Here is a 21,626-nt window from a genome sequence, read left to right on the forward strand (position 1 = left end):
GTTGATGTCCTTCCTGTTTTGGCACCCCATCCCCTCCCCGGCCCTCCCCTTGAAGGGGAGGGGGGTACGTTCAGGTTCGCTATTTCCCCTTCGCCTTCCGATCCAGGTCCCGCAAGTGCGCCAGCTTCTGGCCGATCTGGCCTTCCAGCCCGCGCGGCGTCGGCTCGTACCAGCCCGGTTCTGGCATGCCGTCCGGCAGGTAGGTTTCGCCGGCGGCGTAGGCTTCCGGCTCGTCGTGGGCGTAGCGGTAGGCGTGGCCGTGGCCGAGGTCTTTCATGAGCTTGGTCGGCGCGTTGCGCAGGTGGTTGGGCACCGGGCGCGAGCCGTCCTGCTTCACGTAGGCGCGAGCGGCGTTGTAGGCCATGTAGCCGGCGTTGGATTTGGCGGCGACGGCCAGATAAATGACTGCCTGGGCGAGCGCCAGTTCGCCCTCGGGCGAGCCGAGGCGCTCGTAGGTTTCGGCTGCGTCGTTGGCGATCTGCATGGCGCGCGGGTCGGCCAGGCCGATGTCTTCCCAGGCCATGCGGACGATGCGCCGGGCGAGGTAGCGGGCGTCGGCACCGCCGTCGAGCATGCGGGTCAGCCAGTAGAGCGCGCCGTCCGGGTTCGAGCCGCGTACCGATTTGTGCAGGGCCGAGATCTGGTCGTAGAACGCATCGCCGCCCTTGTCGAAACGGCGCAGGCTTTGCGCCATCGTTTTTTCGATAAATTCGCCGTCGACCGTGGGAATGCCCGCCGTTCGGGCTGCAGTGCGCACCTGTTCGAGCAGATTGAGCAAACGCCGCGCATCGCCGTCGGCCAGGCCAATCAGGCGCTCGCGGGCAGCAGCTTCGAAGCTCAGATCGGCCAGCGCCTGAGCGCAGGCACGGTCGAAAAGCTGGCCCATTTCGGCTTCGTCGAGCGACTTGAGGACATAGACCGAAGCCCGCGACAGCAAGGCCGAGTTCAGTTCGAACGAGGGGTTCTCGGTGGTGGCGCCGATGAAGGTGAGAAGGCCAGATTCGACAAAAGGCAGGAAGCCATCCTGCTGCGCCTTGTTGAAACGGTGTATTTCATCGACAAACAAGATGGTGCGCCGCCCCTGCGTGCGCCACATTTCGGCCTGCGCCACCGCCTCGCGCACCTCCTTGATGCCGGAAAAGACGGCCGACAGCGCAATGAACTCGCATTGAAACTGCGTTGCCATCATCCGCGCCAGCGTCGTCTTGCCCACCCCCGGCGGCCCCCAGAGGATCATCGAATGCGGCTGGCCGGATTCGAAAGCCAGACGCAGCGGCTTGCCGGCGCCTAGCAAGTGCTGCTGGCCGATCACGTCATCCGGCGTTTGCGGGCGCAGTTGCTCGGCCAGCGGAGCGCCGGCATCCGGGCCGGCTTTGGCAAACAGATCGCTCATCGCCCTTATCCCCAAACCCGCGAAAACACTTCGTCGAGTGCCGCGACAACGCAGTCACCCTCTTCCGCCAGCGAGCCAACCTTCGGCCCAAGTGCTTCGAGCGATACCGAAACGATATCGAGCGGATTGAGCACAACCCGCCGCCCCTCGACCGTGAAGGACGGATTGACCGGCGAGGCCGGCAAATCGACCTCGCGCGCCAGCAGATCACCGGCCACCAGCGGCACGACCACCCGCCGCCGCCGCGCATCGAACGCCGCCGACTGCACGACCACAACGTAAGGCACCTGCGCCGCCTGCCGCCCGATATTGCGATGCACGTCGAACTGGCTCATAGCGTCGAATGCTCGTCGGCAAACGAACCGTGCGCCTCTTCAAAGCGGTTCCAGGCCCCGGCAACCTCGGCGTAATGCTGCTGCTGATCCTGGCGCAGTTGCCGCTCACGCGCCACGAACTCGGCCAGCAAGCCATCCACGGTCAACGACAAATTTCGGGTAAAAACCCGCGCCTGCTGGACGGTAGCTTCATTGAGCAGCAAATTCACCGGGCGCTTGGCCGGCTGGGTTTGGGTGACGGGTTTCATGGCAAGGCCTCCTCTGCGCATGGTATGCGCAGCATTTCAAAAAAGCCAGTCAGCGCACCGCATCGACCGGCGAAACGACACCGCACTCGATAGCCAAATACGAAAGGAACTTTGTCATCTGGCATGCCCTCATGTCCCGCGGATGGCGCAATCTGTGAAAGCGGATGTAAGCCTTCACCCAATGGACATAAGCCGTCTCGGTACGTATGCTGCAATGCCGGATGCGTATCGCATCGACAACTTGCGCCAGCAGCTTTGGGGCGCGCTCGGAGGAAGAAATGGAAGTATCCGGTTTCATGGCGACAAACAACTGTATGGATAAACAGTTATATGCCAAAAACCATTGCCAAGCAAGGGGAAATTGCTGTCCTGTCCGCCAGCTTATTGGACAGGTTTCCGGATTAGGCGACAGTTTTGTCGTCTACTACTAGTTATGCCTTAGGAATTTGACCTGATGCCCAAGAAAATGCCGATCACCCAAACCGAGCTAGATATGGTCGCTCGCCTTAACTCCGAGCGCTTTTCCGCTGACGATCTGCTGGAGATTTCCGATGCTGTCCACGACATTCCGGAAGATCGCCGAGATTGGGAAGGAAGAATGTTTTTTCTTGCCAAACGCTTCCCCAGGCAGCACTACCGTGCAATGGCAGCGGACTACCGGCTTACAGCAATGTCCGCACTCATCGCCAAGAACACATTGCCTCTCGGAGTGTTGCCGCAAGCTCCCGATGGCTCGCACATGGTCGGCGAATCCGTCTTTGAGGCTGCCGCAATGGAACCGCTTCTCCTGCGGGGGAATGAACCATTCTTTGAGCCAGAATCTTTTCGCCGACGCGTTCTTGAACTTACCGAAACTGATGGCAAGGCATAACACTGCGGTCCACCGGACGCTGCGCGATAAAGCCGCGCAGCGCCGGTTAGCTCCACGTTAGGGCCTCGCGATGCTGAGCGTCTTGCATGATTTGTGGCTAGAGTCTCCACCAATCCATGCTCCAGGTTTTATTGCTGCCTTAATCGTTGCAGGTTTGGGGGGCTACCTGAGTTTCATCAAGCTGAGAGCTAAAACGTGGAGCGTATTTTCCGTGTCAATTACTGTGGCGCTGTGCTGTTTTGTCAGCTTGTTAATTTTCGCCATCATTGGCATCTTGGTTGTGAACACAGGCACCTTTGGCATGGCGCGCGGTTGGGCATCCTTTGCTGATGCCTATGTTTGGGGTGTTTTTTCTTTACCATTCTTGGCGTTCATCCTGTCCTTGGCTGGTTTCGCCCTAACAAATCATTCAAGCGGGACGCGCTAAAGCGCGCCCCTAAATTCAAACGTTAGACGGCTGGAGGAAATACGTGCCTTTCGCATCGCATGAGGCCTACTTCGCAGGTGTTGCCCCCGAGGCTCGCCAGTTGCTCGTCTCTATCCAAACAACCGTGGCGTCTCTGCTGCCCGAAGCCGCGCGGTGCATTAGCTACAACATGCCCGCATTCAGAGCCAAGCGGGTCTTCTTCTACTTTGCAGCCTTCAAGAAGCACATCGGCGTCTATCCACCCATCACCAAAGACGCCGCACTCATTCGTGAGCTCGCCCCGTACCGCGGCGAGAAGGGCAATCTATCGTTTCCGCTCAGCAAACCGCTGCCAATCGAACTCATTGGCCGCGTGGCGCTGGCTCTTCACCGCGAGTATTGCTCAAAGTGAGGTCTATGCGTCACGCGCCGTCTAACCCTTCGGTCGACCCCGTTCGCTCTCTGGACGCTGCGCGATAAAGCCGCGCAGCGCCGGTCACCTCTACGTTAGTCCCTGACAAAATCCACTCTCCTTCAGGAAGCTTTTCACAATGGACATCCCCCGAATATTCAACATCACTGAAAGCGCTCACCGCATCCATAACCCGTTCACACCCGACAAGTTCGCCACGCTCGGCGCGGCGTTGCGTCTGGAGCCTGGGGCACGGGTGCTCGACCTCGGAAGCGGTTCGGGGGAGATGCTGTGCACCTGGGCGCGCGATCATGGGGTCTCCGGCACTGGCATCGACATGAGCCAGTTGTTTTCCGAGCAAGCGAAACTTCGTGCGGAAGAACTCGGCGTTACACATCAAGTCAAGTTCATTCATGCCGATGCGGCGGGTTATGTCTCTGACGAGAAGGTCGACGTGGCTGCCTGCATTGGCGCTACCTGGATCGCTGGAGGTGTGGCTGGCACTATTGAACTACTGGCGCGAAGCCTGCGTAGCGGAGGGATCATCCTCATTGGCGAGCCGTACTGGCGGCAATTGCCACCTTCTGAGGATATTGCCAAGGGGTGTCTTGCCAACTCAATTTCTGATTTCCTCGTGCTTCCTGACCTTATCTCGTCTTTTGGCCCGCTCGGCTACGACGTGGTTGAAATGGTTCTGGCTAACCAGGACGGTTGGGACAGATACGAAGCAGCCAAATGGCTCACCATGCGCCGGTGGCTTGATGCCAATCCCGACGACGAGTTGGCCAACGAGGTTCGCGCCCAGCTGACCTCGGAACCCAAGCGCCACGCGGCTTACACGCGTGAATACTTGGGCTGGGGTGTGTTTGCGCTGATGCCGCGGTGAGTCGTGGTGTCTAAAAACAACGGGTGGCAGACCACCGTTCATACCCTCCAGCCGACCGTCAGCCAGCTACGCTGCCTGGGCGTGCGCGAATAGCTGGCTGCCGATGAATTCCATCGCCGTTTACGCGCTGTATCTTGCGTCCGCCCTGACCTTCGTCGCGGCCTTGCTGCATTACGCCTGCATCGCGTGGGGGGCGCCCGGTTTCCGCTTTCTTGGCGCGGGCGAGCCGATGGCGCAAATGGCCGAGCGCGGGCACTGGTATCCCACTTTTATTTCGATCGTGATCGGCACGGTACTCGTGGTTTGGGCTGCATACGCCTTGTCGGCGGCGGGCGCGATCGCTCCGTTGCCGCTGCAAAGGCCGATACTTCCGGCCATCGCTGCCGTTTTCCTGCTGCGCGGAATCGCATTTCCGTGGCTGAAGCCGATCTTTCCGGACAACAGCCCGTTGTTCTGGCTGACCACCTCCGGTATTTGCCTGCTCATCGGCAGCCTGTACGCGCTCGGCACCTACGCAGTCTGGGAGCGGCTGTGAGGCCTGCGCCGATGTGCAGAATCCGGAAATATCTTGCCGTCTGGCTGGCCAGGTTGCGGTTTTGACGTTGCCACGGTCAACCGGAAAAAATAGCCAATTTTGAAATCGGCTTTGGCGGCAACCTTCTGAATTAACCGCGGTCCATGCCAGATCATCAATAAAAAGGAGAAGGGACAATGACTACAGGAACGGTCAAGCTTCACCGCGTTCTGCGGGCGGATCCGGAGCGCATTTATCGGGCTTTTCTCGATGCCGATGCCATGGCCAAATGGCTGCCGCCCTACGGTTTTACGTGCAAGGTGCACCATCTGGACGCCTCTGTCGGCGGCTCTTTCCGGATGTCGTTCACCAACTTTACGACAGGCAACGGCCATTCGTTTGGCGGTGATTACCTTGAACTGCTGCCCAACGAGAAAATCCGCTACACCGACAAATTCGACGACCCGAACCTGCCCGGCGAAATGCAGACGACGGTCAGCCTGAAAGCCGTCTCCTGCGGCACCGAGTTGAGCATCGTGCAGGAAGGCATCCCGGCGGTCATCCCGACCGAGATGTGCTACCTCGGCTGGCAGGAATCGCTCGAACAGCTGGCCAGGCTGGTCGAGCCGAACATTCCGGACTGACTAGCCTGCTTTCAGCCAGCCGAGCAGTTCATCCTTGCTCGGCATGCGGCCGGAGACCTTGACCACTTCATCGACGACGAGTGCCGGCGTGGTCATGATCGGATAGGCCATGATCTTGTCCATCTCGGTTACGTGTTCGAAGCTCGCCTCAACGCCAAGTTCGGCCACCGCTTCGCGGGTCAGTTGTTCGAGGCGGTTGCACTTGGCGCAACCGCTGCCGAGAATCTTGATCAGCATGATTCACTCCTTTTTTGTGGCCTGGCGGCCACGTTCGATCAGGTGCAGCGAGGTGACGATCAGCGCGACGAAGCCGATCACGCCCGGTGCCAGTATGAGCAAGGATGTGCCATCGACCCAGGCACCGTAGGTCAGCCCGGCCAGGGTCGAGAACAGCGCGACCAGGCCAACGTAAGTCCACGCCTTGAGCTTGCCGATGATGGCGGTGGTAATCAAAATGCTCTGCAGCGACAGCTCGGGGTCGGCCATCAGGTAGGCGATGAGCGGCCCGGGGTGCATGCCGAGCGACAGGAACATCTTGGCGATGGGCACTTCGACCAGGGTCGGGAAGTACATGAAGACGCCGAAAACGACGCCGGCCAGATTGGCCAGAACGGTATTGGCGCCGGCGATGCTGCGTATCCACTCGGGCTGGATGAAGACGCGGATGATGCCGACGAGAAAAACGCCAACGACAAGCAGCGGGAAAATCTGCTTCACGAAACGCCAGGTTTCCCACAGCCATTGCTGCACGTCCCACCCATCGAAACGCCGGGCCAGCGGCCAGATGGCGAGACAAAGGGCGGACACGGCGAGCGTTCTGCCGGTCACGGTGAGCAGCACGCCGGTTTCGGTGACGCGCATGCCGAGCGCGGCGAAGGCCAGGGTCAGCGCGGTGAGTGCCAGGGCGACCGGGGTCAGGCGATTGAAACCGTTGTCGACCTGGCCCAGCCCTTTCCAGGCAAAAACACCGATGGCGCCGAGCAAGGCGATCAGGATCAGGCCTTGCAGGCTCAGTCCTTCGGCCCCGGCCGCCTCGTTGACCGGCACCAGTTGGTCAAGCCCGGCCTGAACGGCGGCGGCGCCAGCCCAAGGCATTTCGACGTGCAGCAGGCCAGCGGTCAGAAAATCAAGCTTCAGCGTGCCGGCAATCAGCAAGGCGACGAGGGCGCCAAGGAAAAGCAGCGTGCGTTTTGGAATGCCTTCGCCAGCCGAGAAAGTCTCGACTTCGGCCAGACGGGCGAGATCGCCCTCACGGAACAGCGCCGCCATGATCATCCCGATGCCAATGCCGAAGGATAAGGCGAGCACGATGCGGGCAATGGCAAAGTCGGCGCCAAGCGCCACGCCGGTGTAGGCCAGGGCCAGGATGTTGGCGGCCGGGGCGAAGAACAGGAAGGTGATGGCCGGCCCGAGCCCGGCGCCCTTTTTGTAGATGCCGGCGAACAGCGGCTGGATGGTGCACGAGCAGACGGCAAGCAGGCTGCCTGCCCCGGCCGCGGCCGGATACGACACCCATTTCGAGGTATTCGGCCCGAGAAAACGAACGATCGATTGCTGCGGCACCAGTGCGGACAGGGCGCCGGCGATGAAGAAGGCCGGCACCAGGCAGAGCAGGACGTGGGCCGCGAGATAGGAGGCCAGGCTGGCCAGGCCGCCCTGTAATGCGGTGATCATCCATTCCATTTTGTGAGCCTCTTTTTCAGAACTTTTGTTGCTTCGCCTCGCGGCGAAGGCTCCCTAACCTGCTTCGTACCACCCCTTGGTCGAATTGACGACCTTGACGACGAGCAGCATGGCCGGCACCTCGATCAGCACGCCGACCACGGTAGCCAGCGCCGCCCCCGACTCGAAGCCGAACAGGCTGATGGCGGCCGCGACGGCCAGTTCGAAGAAATTGCTGGCGCCGATCAAGGCCGACGGGCAGGCGACATTGTGTTTCTCGCCGACCTTGCGGTTGAGCCAGTAGGCCAGCGCCGAGTTGAAGAAAACCTGGATCAGGATGGGCACGGCGAGCAGGCCAATGATCAGCGGCTGACGCAGGATGGCTTCGCCCTGGAAGGCGAAGAGCAGCACCAGCGTGGCGAGCAAGGCGGTTATGGACCACGGGCCGATTTTCTCCATGGCGGCGTCGAAGGCGCCCTGCCCCTTGGCGAGCAAGGCTTTGCGCCAGAGTTGGGCGATCACGACCGGAATGACAATGTACAGCACGACCGAGGTCAGCAATGTGTCCCAGGGCACGGTAATCGCCGAGATGCCGAGCAGGAAAGCGACGAGCGGGGCAAAGGCGAAGACCATGATGGTGTCGTTGAGGGCGACCTGCGACAGCGTGAATAGCGGATGGCCGTTGGTCAGCCGGCTCCAGACGAAAACCATGGCCGTACATGGCGCTGCGGCAAGCAGGATGAGGCCGGCGATGTAGCTGTCGAGCTGATCGGCCGGCAGCATCGGTGCGAACAGGTTGCGGATGAACAGCCAGCCGAGGAAGGCCATCGAGAACGGCTTGACCAGCCAGTTCACGAACAGCGTGACGCCGATGCCGCGAACGTGCTGCTTCATTTCGGCCATGGCGCCGAAATCGACCTTGACCAGCATCGGGATGATCATGACCCAGATGAGCAGCCCGACCGGCAGATTGACCTGGGCGACCTCCATGCGGCCGATGGCCTGGAAGAGGGTCGGCGCGAACTGGCCGACGACGATGCCGGTGACGATGCAGAGGAAGACCCAGATGGTCAGGTAACGCTCGAAGAAGCTCATCGGCGCGCCGGCGGCGGCTTTGGCGGTGATTTCACATTGGACTGACATGGCGGCTCCTTAGAGGCCCAGCGCGGCGCGCACGGCGGGGATCAGGCGGGCGCTGATGTCATCCCGGACGGTGATGAAACTTTCCAGCGGTTCGCCATGCGGGTCGTGGAACGGCAGGTGAATGCGCGGTACCGGACGCGGGAAGATCGGGCAGGTTTCCTTGGCGTTGTCGCAGACGCTGACCACGAGGTCGATGGGCTCGTCCATGACGGCTTCGACATCCTTGGCGTAAAGCCCCTCGGTCGGCAGGCCGGCCAGCTTGAGCGCCTCGATGGCGCCATCGGCCACCTTGGGCTGCGGCTTGGTGCCGGCCGAAATGCCGCGCACCAGGCCGGCCAGATCGTGGTTGATGATCGCTTCGCCCATCTGCGAGCGACAGGAGTTGCCGGTGCACAGCACGAGGACAGTTTTGAGATTCGACATCAGGCGGTCTTTCCGGTTTTGGCGCGACGCTTTTCGGTGGTGTCGCAGCAGGTGGTTTTCGGCAGGCAGGCTTCGCCCTGGCAGCAGTTGCTCGTCAGGAAGGCGATCAGGTCATCCATCGTGGCGAAGTTGGCCGAGTAGTGGATGAAGCGGCTTTCGCGTTCGCCAGCGATCAGCCCGACCCGGCTCAGATGCGCCAAGTGAAAGGACAGCGTGGCCGGCGCCATGCCCAGTTGTTCGCCAATGGCACTGGCGTTGACGCCAGTCGGCCCGGCTTCGACAAGCAGGCGAAAGATGGCCAGACGGGATTCGTGGCCGAGGGCGGCGAGGAGTTCGGCGGCGTTTAACGTTTCCATAGTTCGAGTATCGTCGAATTATAAAGAGAAGTCCACACGTGATGCCTGGCGAGGCCATTGCTACGGTCAACCGGAAAATATCGCAAAAAATGAAATGGCTTGATGGCCGGCCACGCGAACAAAATGCGCCGGCCATCGTGGCGCTCAAAAGCACCTGTCATCGCCAAACCACAAAAACTAAATACGATAAAAACAATAATTATTACATTCCAATTTCATAACAAGCACTGAATGGCCTATTAATCGACATCAATATGAAATATTGCAACGTTACGCTGCAGTCCATCCGGCACTCGGGACTTCCCCATGATCTTGTTCGACAAACTCTCCATTCGCCTGCGGCTGCTCGTCATGGTTGGCATCGGCGCCATTTTTGGCCTGATTTTGCTGTCGACCGCACTCTATTCGCTCAACACCTTTCGTAACGACACCCAGTTGGTGGCTCACGATGTTGAGCGCTCGACCCACGCCCTCACCCTCGTCAGTGGCGCCCAGAACGCCTTTCAGGCCCAGTTGCGCGGCCTGAAGGACATGGTCATTCGCAATTTCATGCCCGAAGAATTCGAGAAAGCCCAAAAAGAATTTCTCGCCGAGCGCGCCAAATTCTGGCGACAGATCGAGGAACTGGAAAAGATCGACGCTGCAGGAACGATCAAGGGAACCGGGAACCTGCCCGCAATCCGCCAGCAGGCACTGGAACTGAACAAGCTCTACGACGATGTAATCGCCGAGAACGAAGCCGGCATGCCCAAATATACTGTCATGGTGGACGCCGCCCTGCGCGGCACCGAGCACCAACTCATTGAACAACTGGCCATCGCCTACCAGGCCATCAGCACCGCCACGACCGCTCTGGTCAGTGAAGCCTCGCAGCTTGCCGACCGGCGCTTCATGGCCAGCCTGATCCTCGTCCTCGTCGTCGGCCTGGGTGGTTCGGCGGCCTCGCTGTTGCTCGCCGCGATGCTGGGCGGACGCATCCTGGCGCGGCTGGGCGGCGATCTCGAACCGGTCGTTGCCGCCACCCGTCGCGTTGCCGAAGGCGACCTGACCGGCACCATCCAGTCCGGCAAGGCTGCCGCCGACTCATTGGTCGCCTCCGTCGAGGCCATGCAGAAACGCCTGCGCAACCTGATCGGGCAAGTCAAGCTGGATGCGGAAAAGACCTCGGGCAACGCTCAGGCACTGAGCACCTCGGCGGACGATGTCGCCCAGGCGGCCAGCGCCCAAAGCGAAGCCGCAGCCCTGATCACGGCCGCCATCCAGGAACTGACCGTAGCCATCTCCGCCATGGCCGACAGCGCCGGCGCCGCCGCCGATGCAGGACGCCTGACCCGCGACAAGGCGAGCGAAAGCGGCAGCATCATTCTTGAAGCAATCAGCGAAATCGGCAACATCGCAACCCAGGCACAGCTATCGACCCGGACAATGGGCGACCTCAAGCAGCACACTCACGAAATCGCCCGATTTGCCCAGGAAATCAAGGAAATTTCCGACCAGACCAACCTGCTCTCGCTCAACGCCGCCATCGAGGCAGCGCGCGCCGGGGAAGCCGGGCGCGGCTTTGCCGTGGTCGCTGACGAAGTCCGCAAGCTCGCCAACCACACTGCCGACACCACGCACAAGATCGAAAATCTGGTCAAACTGCTCGACGGCGCGGCCCGGGAAACCGCCGAAGCGGTCGCCACGACAGCCCGTCTCGCCGAGCATGGAACCCAGCTCGCGTCAAATGCCAGCGCTGCAATCTCGACCATCAAGGACAACTGCGAGCGCACGATGCACGCCACCAACGACATCGTCGATGTCCTCGCCGAGCAGCGTCAAGCTGCCGAGCAGATCGCCCGGAACACCGAGCGTGTCGCCCAGATGATCGAACAAGGCGCCGGTGCCGCCGCCAAATCGTCCACCACTGCAAAGGAAGTAGCCTCGTCGGCCGAAGGCCTGCGCAGGGCGACGCTGCAGTTCAGCGTCTGAGATTGGTGCCCGGGCAGAACGACGAATTTACCAAGCAATTTTCTTGACCAAACGGTATCGCCACCCGGGCTGCCCGTTGCTCCGAAACTTTTCGTGCACCCGCACGGCGAACTAAAATGAGCTCATCTTCGGCCGACACGCACTTTCGTCGTATCCTGCCGTCGCCAGTCCCTGACCTGAGACAACAACCGAATGACCGAGTCCGCACCATGTTGAAACACCTTATCAAGCTCCTCATTGTTGCGGCCATTACCGCCGGCCTTGCCGGCTGTGCAACAACGAGCCAGGACAAAACTGCCGCCGAGCCGGAAGTGGTTGTCGAAGCCGAGCCGACTGCTGCGCCTCGAGCGGCCGGCGATATCCAGAAAATTGCCGATCTCGAGCGCCAGTTGATCAAGGAGCAGCGCCAGTGCCTCGCCGAAAAACGCCGGCTGGATCTGTCGCTCAAGGAATCGCAGAAGCAGAACGAAGAATTGCAGAAGAAGCTCGACGACCTGCAAAAGAAGCTCGACGCGCTGCTCGAAATCGACCGCGACCTGCGCAACCGCAACCGCTGAACCGGACACGGCTTTACTCAGGAATTGTTGAGCCGCATCGGCGGCGTGCTCTTCAATTTGAGGACCAGCACCGACAAGCCGAGCAAAACGACCAGATAGCCCGACATCAGGGCCCATAACGGTGCCTTGCCGTAGGCCAGACCATGGGCGAGGCCGAGGAAGGCGCCATAGATCCAGCAGGCCAGGCTGACTGTTCCGGCGACGATCATGGGTGTGCGCTGCCCCTCGCGGAAGCGGGGAAGCGCATAGGCCCGCATGGTTTCGGTCGAGATCGCCCAGATCGTGATTAACGTTACCTTGGTCCACAGCTTGGGGTTGGCCAGGTAGGTTTCCGGGCCGTTGATCAACAGGCCCATCCCGATGATGGCAAAGCCGGATAGCCAGAGATGGCGGTCGGCATGACGAATGGTGTGATTGTGGCTGCGGTCGTACTGGACACGGCCGAACAGCGCCAGATAGCTCTGGAAGACGAACAGGAAGCCGCAGGAAAAGGCGACGACGTGCCACAGCGAGGTGAGGGTTTTGAGAACTTCGAGCATGAGCGTTGCTCCGATCCGGTAGGCAATCGAGGGGATGCGGGACGGCCAGCCGGGTGCACGGAAAAGCCCGGGCGGAGAACCGCCCGGGTGTCGAACTGGCCGTAGCTGGCGGTTAAGTGCGCTGGCGCCGGGAGACCAGGCCAATCAGGCCGAGACCGGCCAGCAACATGGCGTAGCTTTCCGGTTCCGGCACGGCGGCGACGGTCAGTTTGCCGAAGATGCCGTCACGTTCCTCGTCGGGGCCGGCGGTGAAGTAAAGGCTCGTCGCCTCACCGAGATGCACACCGTTGCCGAAGGTCAGGCCCCAGATGCCATCGATGCTGATGACGTTGCCGTTGGCGTCACGGAGATAACCGAGCGAAGCGCCGCTGACGCGGTCGTAGGCGGCGATGGTGCCGTCGCCGAAGTTGGCAACCAGCAGGGCGCCGCTGAAGGCACCGAAACCTTCCGGTGCAATGACCATGCCCCACGGATCGTTGAGCAGGCTGTGGTCCGTGTAGTCCTGCAACATGTTGCCGTCGCGATCATAGGCGACGATGCGGCCGATGCCGGCGCCGGGAACTTCTTCGGTCGGCTCGTCGATTTCCAGCGAATTCTCTGCCCAGGCGACGTAAATCCGGCCATCGGAAAGCTGCTGCACATTGAACGGCATCCAGACCTCGGAGAGATCGGCCGGACGGGCGAAGGGTGTCGACGCCGAGATGTCGTTCCACTTGTTGTCGAAGGTCATGATGTTTCCATTGGCGAAATCGGCGACATAAAGCCGGTTGTCCGCCACCTTGTTGCCGTTGGCATCGAGCGTCCAGCGGTCGGTAGTCAGCGCCACGCCGTTGAAGCCGGGGCGGCGCTGACCGGGCGCCTGCGTCCCGGGGATAATGCTGCTGGCCATCGAGTAGTCCTTGACGACGACGGCTTCGAGCATGCCGGGATCGGTCTTGGTACGCCAGGCATTGATGGTGCCGTCCTGGGTGACGAAGATGAATTTGGCCGAACCGGAATCAGTCCCGTAGTTGCTGCCGTTCGAATAGTTGATAGCCGGGCCGCTGACAAAGAATTCGACGGGTTGTCCGGCGTAATCGCTGGCCGCGTTGTAAACTTGGCCAGTAACCTGGGCGATACCGTCGGCGCCTGTTTCATAGGGTATCTTGTCGTAGGCGCTGGTGGCGATGGAAACGACCTTGAGGCCGTCCTGATAGAGCGGCAGGCCGGGTACGTCACCGATGTAGGTGGTGGTTGTGCCGGTGCCGGCATTGCTGGTCCAGAAATGGCCGCCGGCGCCGGGCGGGCGCAGGGCAATACCCCAGGGATTGACCAGATTGGGGTCGACCATGACGGTCGGGCTGTATTTGGCGTCGTTGGCGACGAGGTTGGTTTGCTGGTAGGCATTGCTGCCTGCCGCGTACGCGCTGTGGGCGATCAGGCTGCTGACGGCCAGCGCGAGTACCGTGCAGTAGCGGGAAGCGAACTTGTTCATGACGATAGGCTCCAGTTTGACGACGTGGCTGGCAAACCTCGGCTGGCTGGGTCAGAACATGCAAATAAACAGTGAAATGGCCGCTCGCTGACCCGTTGCAGGGGGTGCGAGCGGCGCTGATACGACAACCGCCACCAGGGCGGCAGCACTTTCCGGGAGAGCGTCGCCGCCCTCCCGGTCAGGGCTTACTTGGCAGCGCGGCGACGGGCGGCAAAGCCGATCAGGCCCAGGCCGGCCAGGAACATGGCGTAGGTTTCCGGCTCCGGAACAGCGGTGATCTGGATAAGGCGATCGACACCGGTACTCGGATGCTGGATGTTCAGGAAGGCGACGTTCGGGTTGGTCTTGTCAAAGTACAGGCCGGTGATTTCCGAACCCGGGGTACCGTTGGAAACCCAGCGAGCCAGGCCTTCGCCAGCGTCGAGCAGGTCACCGTCGTGGTTCTTGTCCACGGCCAGCCAAACGTCGTCATCGACAGCGCCGTCACGGTCTTCGATGAGGTACATGTTGCCGGCAGCATCGATGGCCAGGTTGTCGGCATTGCGCAGACCACCGCCGACGGCCAGGCCGGTGGCCAGGTCGATCGTGCTGGAGTCGGCGAACAGCTTGACTTCGCTGGAAACGGTGTCGAACAGATAGACGCGGCTGCGGCCATCGGTCTGGTTGTTGTTGGTATCGGAGTCGGTGGTGGTGAAATAGATTGCCTCATGGCCGTTGGCCAGGGTCTTCACTTCCAGGTCTTCCGGACGGTTGTAGCCGGTAGCAGCCACGGAAGCGACATCGGCTGTGGCACGACCGTCGATCGTTAGGCCATCGCTGGCCATCACGGAAACGCCGGCAAGCGCTCCGCCGTTGGCGTCGCTGATAGCAACCCAGGTGGCGCCACCGGTGATGGCCGGACCGTTGTTGCCTTCGAACTGGCCACCTGCACCCACCTTCAACGCAAAGGTCTGGCCGGCAGCGAAATAGCTGTCACCGGTGGTGGCGTTCGAGTTGGCGGAGACGTACTTGTAGATCGAACCACCGTTCAGTTCGTCGATGAAGTACATCGACTTCTGCTGGTCGAAAGCCAGACCTTCGTGGGAAACACGCGGAATCACGCTGCGCTGGACGAAGGTGCCGCCATTGGCAGCGGCCGTCGTGGCGTTGGTGACTTCAAACAGACGGCCCTTGGTGCTGCCCGTGCCCCAGGATTCTTCGGCGGTCAGGTAGCTGCCCCACGGGGTCCAGCGCGAGGCGTCGCCCGAGGTGAAGCCTTGGGTGCCCGGTGCGACGATGGTTACGGTACGGGTGTTGTAGTTGCTGTCCTGCAGGTCGACGCGCTGGACACCACCGGTGCCGGTTTCGAACGGCATGAACAGGTAACGGCCGGCATTCGGACCGGTTTCGTTGGCGGTGATCATGTCCCAGTTACCGGAGTTGCTGCCCGGGACCAGAGCGTTCTGGGTAGCGCGGTCAGCGATGGTGACCTGGGTGAAGTTCGGGCTGGACAGCGTCAGCGGCGTCGCCGGGGTAGCGGTCACACCGGCCGAGGCGGCCAGCGGGGTGATATTGTCGAAATAGGTATCAGCGGCGTGAGCGCCGACAGACATGGCGGCAAGGGCGCTGGCTACGGCAATATTGAGATACTTCTTTTGCATTTTATGATGCTCCTGGCTGGCGAGAGTACGAGGTAGGGTCAATGTTTCAAGGGGTAACGATCCGGCTTGTGGCGGGCAACGCCATACACACCCCGCGCATGCCCGACACGACGACCTGATCGTTTCCCCCTGCCCGCCCATGATGACGTCCGTTTATTACAGGTAGATGCACCTCAAGCTACCTGACACCTAGTACTTTCGGACTATCCACGAAGCAGCCCGGAAGATTTTTGCTCATTATTTTCTGGCCCGGGGCGGCGGCTTGTGCTTATGTGCCATACCGGGGCACGACTTAAGCATGGCTTAAGCTGCGTTGAATAGACTGCCAGAAACCTGTTACGGAAAAATTCCATGTCGCGTCGACCTTTCATTTTTGGCCTATTTTTCCTGTTGACCGTAGCAAGCCAGCTTCAGGCTCAGGAAAACCGCCTGACACTGCAGCCGGCGCAACTCAAGTCGCTGGGCATTGAAACGGCCGTCGCCGGCGAGATGCCGGGCGGTCGCAATGGCAGTTTCCCGGCCCAGGTGCGCGTACCCAATGAACAGATGCGCGTCGTCGCCGCGCCGGTTGGCGGCATGGTCGAAATGCTCGCCGTGGCGCCTGGTTCCACCGTCAAGCGCGGTCAGGTCGTCGCCCATCTGAGCAGCCAGCAGGCGCTGGAACTGCAACGCGATGCGCTGCAGGCCGGCAGCCAGTCCTCGCTGATGCAACAAAATCTCAAGCGCGATGAACAACTGTTCTCTGAAGGCCTGATCGCCGAAAGCCGGTTGCAGGCCACCCGCGCCGCTGCCGTCCAGGCCGGCGCACAGGCCAGCGAACGCCGTCAGGGTCTGGCCCTGGCCGGCGCCGCGCCGGGCAAGCTGGGCGGCAAACTGGCGCTGACCGCCCCCATCGACGGCGTCGTGCTCGAACAGGGCGCCCAGCTCGGCCAGCGCGTCGAAACCTCGGCGCTGATCTACCGCATCGCCAAACTCAGCCCGCTGTGGCTGGAAATCCAGGCCCCGGTTGCCATCGCTGCGAGGCTGCGCGAAGGCAGCGCGGTGAAGATCGCCAACAGCGAGGTAACGGGCAAGCTGATCGCCATCGGCCGCGCCGTCGATCCGGCCAGCCAGACCGTGCTGCTCCGCGCCGAAGTCGGCAAGGGCGCCGACACGCTGCGCCCCGGCCAGGTCATCGAAGTCGAAGTCGCCGCCCCGGCCGGCCAGCAGCAGCGACTACCCGCCGCAGCGCTGGCCCGCAATGTGGGCAAGACCTTCGCCTTCGTCCAGACTTCCAGCGATGACAAGGGTGTCGTCTTTGAAGCCCGCCCGGTCCGCGTTGTCAGCCAGGGCGGCGACAGCGTCACGGTCGACGGCGTCAAGGCCGGCGAGAAGGTCGCCATCAAGGGCGTCTCCGGCCTCAAGGCCCTGCTGACCGGCGTTGGCGCCGAATAATGCTCGACGCCCTGATCCGTTTTTCGCTGACTCAGCGCCTGCTGGTGCTGGTCCTTACCGTCATGCTCATCGGGGCTGGCGTGCAGGCCTTCCTCGGCCTGCCCATCGACGCCTTTCCCGACGTGTCGACGACGCAGGTCAAGATCATCCTGAAAGCCCCCGGCATGACGCCGGAAGAAGTTGAAATGCGCCTCGCCGTGCCGGTCGAGCAGGAACTGCTTGGCATCCCGCACCAGAAGCTGCTGCGCTCGGTGTCCAAGTACGCGCTGACCGACATCACCCTCGATTTCGAGGACGGCACCGACATCTACTGGGCCCGCCAGCAGGTCGGCGAACGCCTGGCCGCGGCGATGGGCAACCTTCCTCCGGGCGCAACCGGAGGCATGGCGCCGATCACCACGCCGCTTGGCGAAATGTTCATGTTCACCATCGAGGGCGACCTCTCGCTGGCCGACAAGCGCGCCCTGCTCGACTGGGTGATCCGCCCGCAGCTGCGCACGGTGCCCGGCGTTGCCGACGTCAATAGTCTTGGCGGCGAAGTGCGGACCTTCGAAGTCGTGCCCAATCCGCAAAGTCTGGCTGCCCGCGGCCTGGCGCTCAAGGACCTGCAGGCCGTCCTCGAAGCCAACAACCGCAACGACGGCGCCGGCCGTCTCAACGACGGCGAGGAATCGCTGCTCGTTCGCGCCGAAGGGGCGATTGCCACGCTCGACGATGTCAAATCGATTGTTTTGCAAGCCAAAGACGGCACCGTGGTACGCATCTCCGACGTCGCCGAAGTCCGCCTCGGCGCTCTGACCCGCTACGGCGCGGTAACCAAGAGCGGCCAGGGCGAGGCGGTGCAGGGCCTGGTCCTCGGCCTGCGCGGCGCCAATGCGCAACAGGTCGTGGCTGGCGTCAAGGCGCGGCTGGCCGAAATCGCGCCGACGCTGCCCACCGGCGTCACCGTCGAAGCCTTCTACGACCGCAGCAATCTGGTCGGCCGCGCCGTCGGCACCGTCTCCAAGGCACTGCTCGAAGCCATCGTCCTCGTCGTGCTGCTCCTGCTCGCCTTCCTCGGCAACCTGCGCGCCGCGCTGGTCGTTGCGCTCATGTTGCCGCTGTCGGCGCTCGCCACCTTCATTTTGATGCGCATGTATGGTCTGTCGGCCAACCTCATGAGCCTGGGCGGCTTGGCCATCGCCATCGGCATGCTGGTTGATGCGGCAGTCGTCGTCGTCGAAAACGTCGAAAGCCAGCTCGCCGAGGCGCAGGAAAACCTGCCGACGCTGCACCTGATCTACCGGGCAGCACGCGAAGTGGCCTCGCCGGTGACCTCGGGCATCGTCATCATCATCATCGTTTTCCTGCCGCTGCTCACGCTACAGGGGCTGGAGGGCAAGATGTTCGGGCCGGTGGCGCTGACCATCGTCTTCGCCCTGGCCTCGTCGTTGCTGCTGTCGCTGACCGTCGTGCCGGTGCTCGCCTCCTACCTGATCAAGCGCGGCGTGCATCACGAGCCGTGGCTGGTCAAGAAGCTGGCCGCCCTCTACGACCGCACGCTGAGCACCGCCCTCAACAACAGCCGCACTTTCATGATCGCCGCCACCATCGCGCTGGCCGCTGCCGCCGGCGCCTTCCTGCTGCTAGGCAAAAGCTTCATGCCGACCATGGACGAAGGCGACATGATCCTGCAGCTCGAAAAGCTGCCGTCGATCAGTATCGACCAAACCATCGTCATCGACAGCGCAGTACAGCGGGCGATCCTGGCCGAAGTCCCGGAAATCAGGGACATCGTCGCCCGCGCCGGCTCGGACGAACTGGGCCTCGACCCGATGGGCCTCAACCAGACCGATACCTTCCTGGTCCTTCAGCCGCGCGACACCTGGCGCAATCCGGACCCCGTCTGGCTGGCCGACCAGTTGCGCGCTGTCATGGAAAAATTCCCGGGCGTCGGCTACGCCTTCACGCAGCCGATCGACATGCGCGTTTCCGAAATGCTGACCGGCGTGCGCGGTGATCTGGCCATCAAGATTTTTGGCCCCGACCTCGCGACGCTGAACCATCTGTCCAACCAAATCGTCGCGGTAATCAAGAAAGTCCCCGGCGCCGAAGACACCTTCACGCTCAAGAACGACGGCGTGCAGTACCTCAAGATTGCCGTCGACCGACTGGCCGCCGGCCGCTTCGGGCTCAACGTCGATGACATCCAGAACGACCTCAAATCCCTGCTCGAAGGGCGCAATGTCGGCGTCGTCATCGAACAGGGCCGGCGCGTCCCGGTCGTCCTGCGCGGCCCGGCCAGCCTGCTCAATTCGCCGGCCGATTTCGAAGCATTGCGCCTGAGCCTGCCGAACGGCGGCAGCGTGCCGCTGGCCAGCGTCGCCAAAATCGGCCGCATCGACGGCCCGGTCAAGGTCGACCGCGAAAACGCCCAGCGTTACGTCGTCGTCCAGTCCAATGTCCGGGGCCGCGACCTGGTCGGCTTCGTCGACGATGCCAAGGCGGCCGTCGGCCGCGACATCAAGCTGCCGGCCGGCTACCGGCTGGCCTGGGGCGGCCAGTTCGAGAACCAGCAACGGGCGGCCGCCCGCCTCATGGTCGTCGTGCCGGTTGCCCTGGCACTGATCTTCTTCCTGCTCTTCTCGACCTTCCGCTCGGTGCGCCAGGCCCTGCTCGTCCTCTCCAACGTGCCGTTTGCCATGATCGGCGGCGTTTTCGGCCTGCTCATCTCGGGCGAATACCTGTCGGTGCCGGCCTCGGTCGGCTTCATCGCCCTGCTCGGCATTGCCGTGCTCAACGGCGTCGTCATGGTCACCTACTTCAACCAGCTGCTGGCTCGCGGCATGGCAGTCGGCGAGGTCGTCGTCGAGGGCGCCAAACGCCGGCTGCGACCGGTGCTGATGACCGCCAGCATCGCCGCCTTCGGCCTCGTCCCCATGCTTTTCGCCAGCGGCCCGGGTTCGGAAGTGCAGCGCCCGCTGGCCATCGTCGTCATCGGCGGCCTGCTCACCTCGACGGCGCTGACGCTCGTTCTGCTGCCCATCCTGTTCCGCCGCTTCGGCGTCAAAACCACCGTCTCCTTTACCGAGGGCCGCCGCCATGGCTGATGTCCTGCTTTCGCTCACCATGCCCAACGATGTTGCCCAGCACATCGAGGACTTGCTGCTCTCACGGCCCGATCTCGTCCGCGGCTTCACCGCCACGATGGCCGAAGGTCATGGCGCCGTCGTGCCGCTGGTCGAGCCGGCCGAGCTGGTCAGCGGCCACTCGCCGCGTCTACAGATTCGTATGGCCGGGACGGAGGAAGCCATGCGCGCAGTTCTGGCTCTGATCAAGGCCGAACTGCCCAGAGCCAATATTTTCTTCTGGCTGGTGCCGATCATCGAGATGGGGCGTTTATGAAAATTGGCCTTTTTTTCCGGTTGACCGTGGGATTGTGCATCGGCGGCATCGGCGGCACCGGTTTCGCCGCCGAAGCCATGCCCAACCTGCCGCCGGCCGAAATCGTCACGCGCGTCCTGCAGACCAACCTGTCGGTGCAGGCCGCCGCCGGCCAGGTGCGCGTCGAAGAAGCCAACCGCAGCCGTCTCGAAGCCGGCCAGTACGAATGGAACGTCCGCCTCGGCGGCCAGCAACGGCGGAGCAAGCCGGCCACCGGCACCGATGAACGTTTCAACGAATGGAACGCCGCCATCGAGCGCCCGCTGCGCCTGCCCGGCAAAGGCCGACTCGATGGCGAACTCGGCGCGGCCGGCGTGGCGCTGGCCGAAACCGCTCACGGCGACGCCCTGCACGAAGCCAGCCGCAATCTGCTCAAATCGTGGTTCGTCTGGCTCAAGGAAAGCGCCTCGGCGGCGCAATGGAGCGAACAATTCGCTCTGCTCGACAAGCAGTCCAAAGGCATCCAACGCCGCCAGCAACTCGGCGACGCCGCCCGTCTCGAGTCCATCCAGGCCGCAGCCGCGCTGGCCCAGGCCGAAGCCGCCTTGGCCCAGGCCAAGATGCGCCAGCAGACGGCCGGCGAAGACCTGCGCCGCCGCTACCCCGGCCTTCCGCTCGTTGCCGACAACACGATTGCCGAGCCGACGCCCGTCGACGGCAATGAAACCGACTGGATCAACGCCATCCTCGAACATAGCCACGAACTTGAATTCGCCCGTGGCGAAACCCAGCGCGCCCAGATCGTCGCCGGCCGCGCCAGCCGCGACCGGATGCCCGACCCGACCATCGGCCTGCATGTCTCCCGCGAACGGGCCGGCGAGGACCAGATTTTCGGCGCCTACATCAGCATCCCGCTGCCCGGTGGCGCCCGCCGCGCCGGCTCCGATGCGGCGCTGGCCCAGGCCGATGTGGCCGGTCGGCGCGAAGCATTCACGACGCAAAAGATCACCGCCGAATCGGCCATGCTCTACCAGTCGGCCACTGCCGCCTTCTCGACCTGGCAGGCCAGCCGCAGCGCCGCCGAACGCCAGGTCCAGGCGGCCGACATGACAGCCCGCGCCTACCAGCTCGGCGAAGGCAGCCTCAACGACCTGCTTGCCGCCCGCCGCCTGGCCAACGAAGCCCAGCTAGCGGCCCGCCTGGTCCAGCTCGACGCACTTGAGCTGCGCTACCGCCTTCTGCTCGATGCCCACCGGCTTTGGGACATGGATTAGCCGCGCATCCCCGATTGATCAGCTCCCGGATAGCCCGCGCCAGCCAACTGCCGCGGGCTGACCGCATGCGTCGAAACATTT

At 62.5% G+C, this 21,626-nt stretch carries 25 protein-coding genes; 13 read left to right on the plus strand and 12 right to left on the minus strand.

From position 1 onward, the window contains the following. Positions 1-79: 79 nt before the first annotated feature. Genes KI610_RS15720 through KI610_RS15735 form a run of 4 tightly spaced genes read right to left on the minus strand, consistent with a single transcriptional unit; the run spans position 80 to position 2,274 of the window. A complete protein-coding gene (locus tag KI610_RS15720; RefSeq protein WP_226495896.1) occupies positions 80-1,393 on the minus strand; it encodes a replication-associated recombination protein A in 1,314 nt (437 codons plus the stop codon). A 5-nt stretch (positions 1,394-1,398) separates the two neighbouring features. Then, entirely contained in the window at positions 1,399-1,728 is a 330-nt protein-coding gene (locus KI610_RS15725) for a CcdB family protein (protein ID WP_226495897.1), read from the minus strand. Continuing rightward, complete coding sequence (locus KI610_RS15730; protein ID WP_226495898.1) at positions 1,725-1,976, minus strand: type II toxin-antitoxin system CcdA family antitoxin; 252 nt, start codon at positions 1,974-1,976, stop codon at positions 1,725-1,727. The genes KI610_RS15725 and KI610_RS15730 overlap by 4 nt, the downstream gene beginning before the upstream one ends. A 49-nt stretch (positions 1,977-2,025) precedes the next feature. Beyond that, complete coding sequence (locus KI610_RS15735; protein ID WP_226495899.1) at positions 2,026-2,274, minus strand: phage integrase N-terminal SAM-like domain-containing protein; 249 nt, start codon at positions 2,272-2,274, stop codon at positions 2,026-2,028. 156 nt (positions 2,275-2,430) lie between these two features. Between KI610_RS15735 and KI610_RS15740 the strand changes: the two genes are divergently transcribed. The 6 genes from KI610_RS15740 to KI610_RS15765 all read left to right on the plus strand — a co-directional run bounded on the left by KI610_RS15740 (position 2,431) and on the right by KI610_RS15765 (position 5,709). After that, complete coding sequence (locus KI610_RS15740; protein ID WP_226495900.1) at positions 2,431-2,847, plus strand: hypothetical protein; 417 nt, start codon at positions 2,431-2,433, stop codon at positions 2,845-2,847. Between the two features lie 70 nt (positions 2,848-2,917). Beyond that, on the plus strand, positions 2,918-3,274 hold the full coding sequence (locus KI610_RS15745) for a hypothetical protein (protein WP_226495901.1): 357 nt from the start codon (positions 2,918-2,920) through the stop codon (positions 3,272-3,274). A gap of 43 nt (positions 3,275-3,317) precedes the next feature. Then, positions 3,318-3,665, plus strand: a complete 348-nt coding sequence (locus tag KI610_RS15750) for an iron chaperone (RefSeq protein WP_226495902.1) — start codon at positions 3,318-3,320, stop codon at positions 3,663-3,665. A gap of 139 nt (positions 3,666-3,804) precedes the next feature. Next, positions 3,805-4,551, plus strand: coding sequence for an SAM-dependent methyltransferase (locus KI610_RS15755; protein ID WP_226495903.1), 747 nt, complete (start codon positions 3,805-3,807; stop codon positions 4,549-4,551). Positions 4,552-4,654: 103 nt separating this feature from the next. Next, a complete protein-coding gene (locus KI610_RS15760) occupies positions 4,655-5,086 on the plus strand; it encodes a hypothetical protein (protein ID WP_226495904.1) in 432 nt (143 codons plus the stop codon). Positions 5,087-5,262: 176 nt separating this feature from the next. After that, the gene (locus KI610_RS15765; RefSeq protein WP_226495905.1) at positions 5,263-5,709 is read left to right on the plus strand and encodes an SRPBCC family protein; all 447 of its coding nucleotides are present in this window, start codon (positions 5,263-5,265) and stop codon (positions 5,707-5,709) included. On the opposite strand, the gene KI610_RS15770 is transcribed toward KI610_RS15765, so the two are convergent. The 5 genes from KI610_RS15770 to KI610_RS15790 are packed head-to-tail and all read right to left on the minus strand — an operon-like array spanning position 5,710 to position 9,293. After that, positions 5,710-5,946 carry a thioredoxin family protein gene (locus tag KI610_RS15770; protein WP_226495906.1) on the minus strand — a complete coding sequence of 79 codons (237 nt, stop codon included), beginning with the start codon at positions 5,944-5,946 and terminating at the stop codon, positions 5,710-5,712. A gap of 3 nt (positions 5,947-5,949) precedes the next feature. Then, complete coding sequence (locus KI610_RS15775; protein WP_226495907.1) at positions 5,950-7,392, minus strand: permease; 1,443 nt, start codon at positions 7,390-7,392, stop codon at positions 5,950-5,952. A gap of 54 nt (positions 7,393-7,446) precedes the next feature. After that, complete coding sequence (arsB, locus tag KI610_RS15780) at positions 7,447-8,514, minus strand: ACR3 family arsenite efflux transporter (protein WP_226495908.1); 1,068 nt, start codon at positions 8,512-8,514, stop codon at positions 7,447-7,449. Positions 8,515-8,523: 9 nt separating this feature from the next. Further along, positions 8,524-8,937, minus strand: a complete 414-nt coding sequence (locus KI610_RS15785; protein ID WP_226495909.1) for an arsenate reductase ArsC — start codon at positions 8,935-8,937, stop codon at positions 8,524-8,526. Next, entirely contained in the window at positions 8,937-9,293 is a 357-nt protein-coding gene (locus KI610_RS15790; RefSeq protein WP_226495910.1) for an ArsR/SmtB family transcription factor, read from the minus strand. The genes KI610_RS15785 and KI610_RS15790 overlap by 1 nt, the downstream gene beginning before the upstream one ends. 38 nt (positions 9,294-9,331) lie before the next feature. On the opposite strand from KI610_RS15790, the gene KI610_RS15795 reads away from it, so the two are divergent. The 3 genes from KI610_RS15795 (at position 9,332) to KI610_RS15805 (ending at position 11,821) form a co-directional block, all read left to right on the plus strand. Beyond that, the gene (locus KI610_RS15795) at positions 9,332-9,514 is read left to right on the plus strand and encodes a hypothetical protein (RefSeq protein ID WP_226495911.1); all 183 of its coding nucleotides are present in this window, start codon (positions 9,332-9,334) and stop codon (positions 9,512-9,514) included. An 85-nt stretch (positions 9,515-9,599) separates the two neighbouring features. Next, the gene (locus KI610_RS15800) at positions 9,600-11,264 is read left to right on the plus strand and encodes a methyl-accepting chemotaxis protein (RefSeq protein WP_226495912.1); all 1,665 of its coding nucleotides are present in this window, start codon (positions 9,600-9,602) and stop codon (positions 11,262-11,264) included. Between the two features lie 209 nt (positions 11,265-11,473). After that, positions 11,474-11,821: a hypothetical protein gene (locus KI610_RS15805; protein WP_226495913.1), complete on the plus strand. Its 348-nt coding sequence runs from the start codon at positions 11,474-11,476 to the stop codon at positions 11,819-11,821. Between the two features lie 17 nt (positions 11,822-11,838). Here the strand turns inward: KI610_RS15805 and KI610_RS15810 are convergent, their stop codons facing one another. The 3 genes from KI610_RS15810 to KI610_RS15820 all read right to left on the minus strand — a co-directional run bounded on the left by KI610_RS15810 (position 11,839) and on the right by KI610_RS15820 (position 15,474). Then, on the minus strand, positions 11,839-12,360 hold the full coding sequence (locus tag KI610_RS15810) for a hypothetical protein (protein WP_226495914.1): 522 nt from the start codon (positions 12,358-12,360) through the stop codon (positions 11,839-11,841). Positions 12,361-12,472: 112 nt separating this feature from the next. After that, complete coding sequence (locus KI610_RS15815; protein ID WP_226495915.1) at positions 12,473-13,834, minus strand: TIGR03118 family protein; 1,362 nt, start codon at positions 13,832-13,834, stop codon at positions 12,473-12,475. Positions 13,835-14,019: 185 nt separating this feature from the next. Further along, a complete protein-coding gene (locus KI610_RS15820) occupies positions 14,020-15,474 on the minus strand; it encodes an alkaline phosphatase PhoX (protein ID WP_226495916.1) in 1,455 nt (484 codons plus the stop codon). 351 nt (positions 15,475-15,825) lie between these two features. On the opposite strand from KI610_RS15820, the gene KI610_RS15825 reads away from it, so the two are divergent. Genes KI610_RS15825 through KI610_RS15840 form a run of 4 tightly spaced genes read left to right on the plus strand, consistent with a single transcriptional unit; the run spans position 15,826 to position 21,545 of the window. After that, positions 15,826-16,908, plus strand: coding sequence for an efflux RND transporter periplasmic adaptor subunit (locus KI610_RS15825; protein ID WP_226495917.1), 1,083 nt, complete (start codon positions 15,826-15,828; stop codon positions 16,906-16,908). Continuing rightward, on the plus strand, positions 16,908-19,997 hold the full coding sequence (locus KI610_RS15830; RefSeq protein WP_226495918.1) for an efflux RND transporter permease subunit: 3,090 nt from the start codon (positions 16,908-16,910) through the stop codon (positions 19,995-19,997). Before KI610_RS15825 ends, KI610_RS15830 begins: the two co-directional genes overlap by 1 nt. Next, positions 19,990-20,292, plus strand: a complete 303-nt coding sequence (locus KI610_RS15835) for a DUF3240 family protein (RefSeq protein ID WP_226495919.1) — start codon at positions 19,990-19,992, stop codon at positions 20,290-20,292. The genes KI610_RS15830 and KI610_RS15835 overlap by 8 nt, the downstream gene beginning before the upstream one ends. Continuing rightward, a complete protein-coding gene (locus KI610_RS15840; protein WP_226495920.1) occupies positions 20,289-21,545 on the plus strand; it encodes a TolC family protein in 1,257 nt (418 codons plus the stop codon). The genes KI610_RS15835 and KI610_RS15840 overlap by 4 nt, the downstream gene beginning before the upstream one ends. The last annotated feature ends 81 nt before the right edge of the window (positions 21,546-21,626 follow it).

Origin of the sequence: Ferribacterium limneticum (assembly GCF_020510565.1) — a bacterium.
Taxonomy (GTDB): Bacteria; Pseudomonadota; Gammaproteobacteria; order Burkholderiales; family Rhodocyclaceae; genus Azonexus; species Azonexus limneticus_B.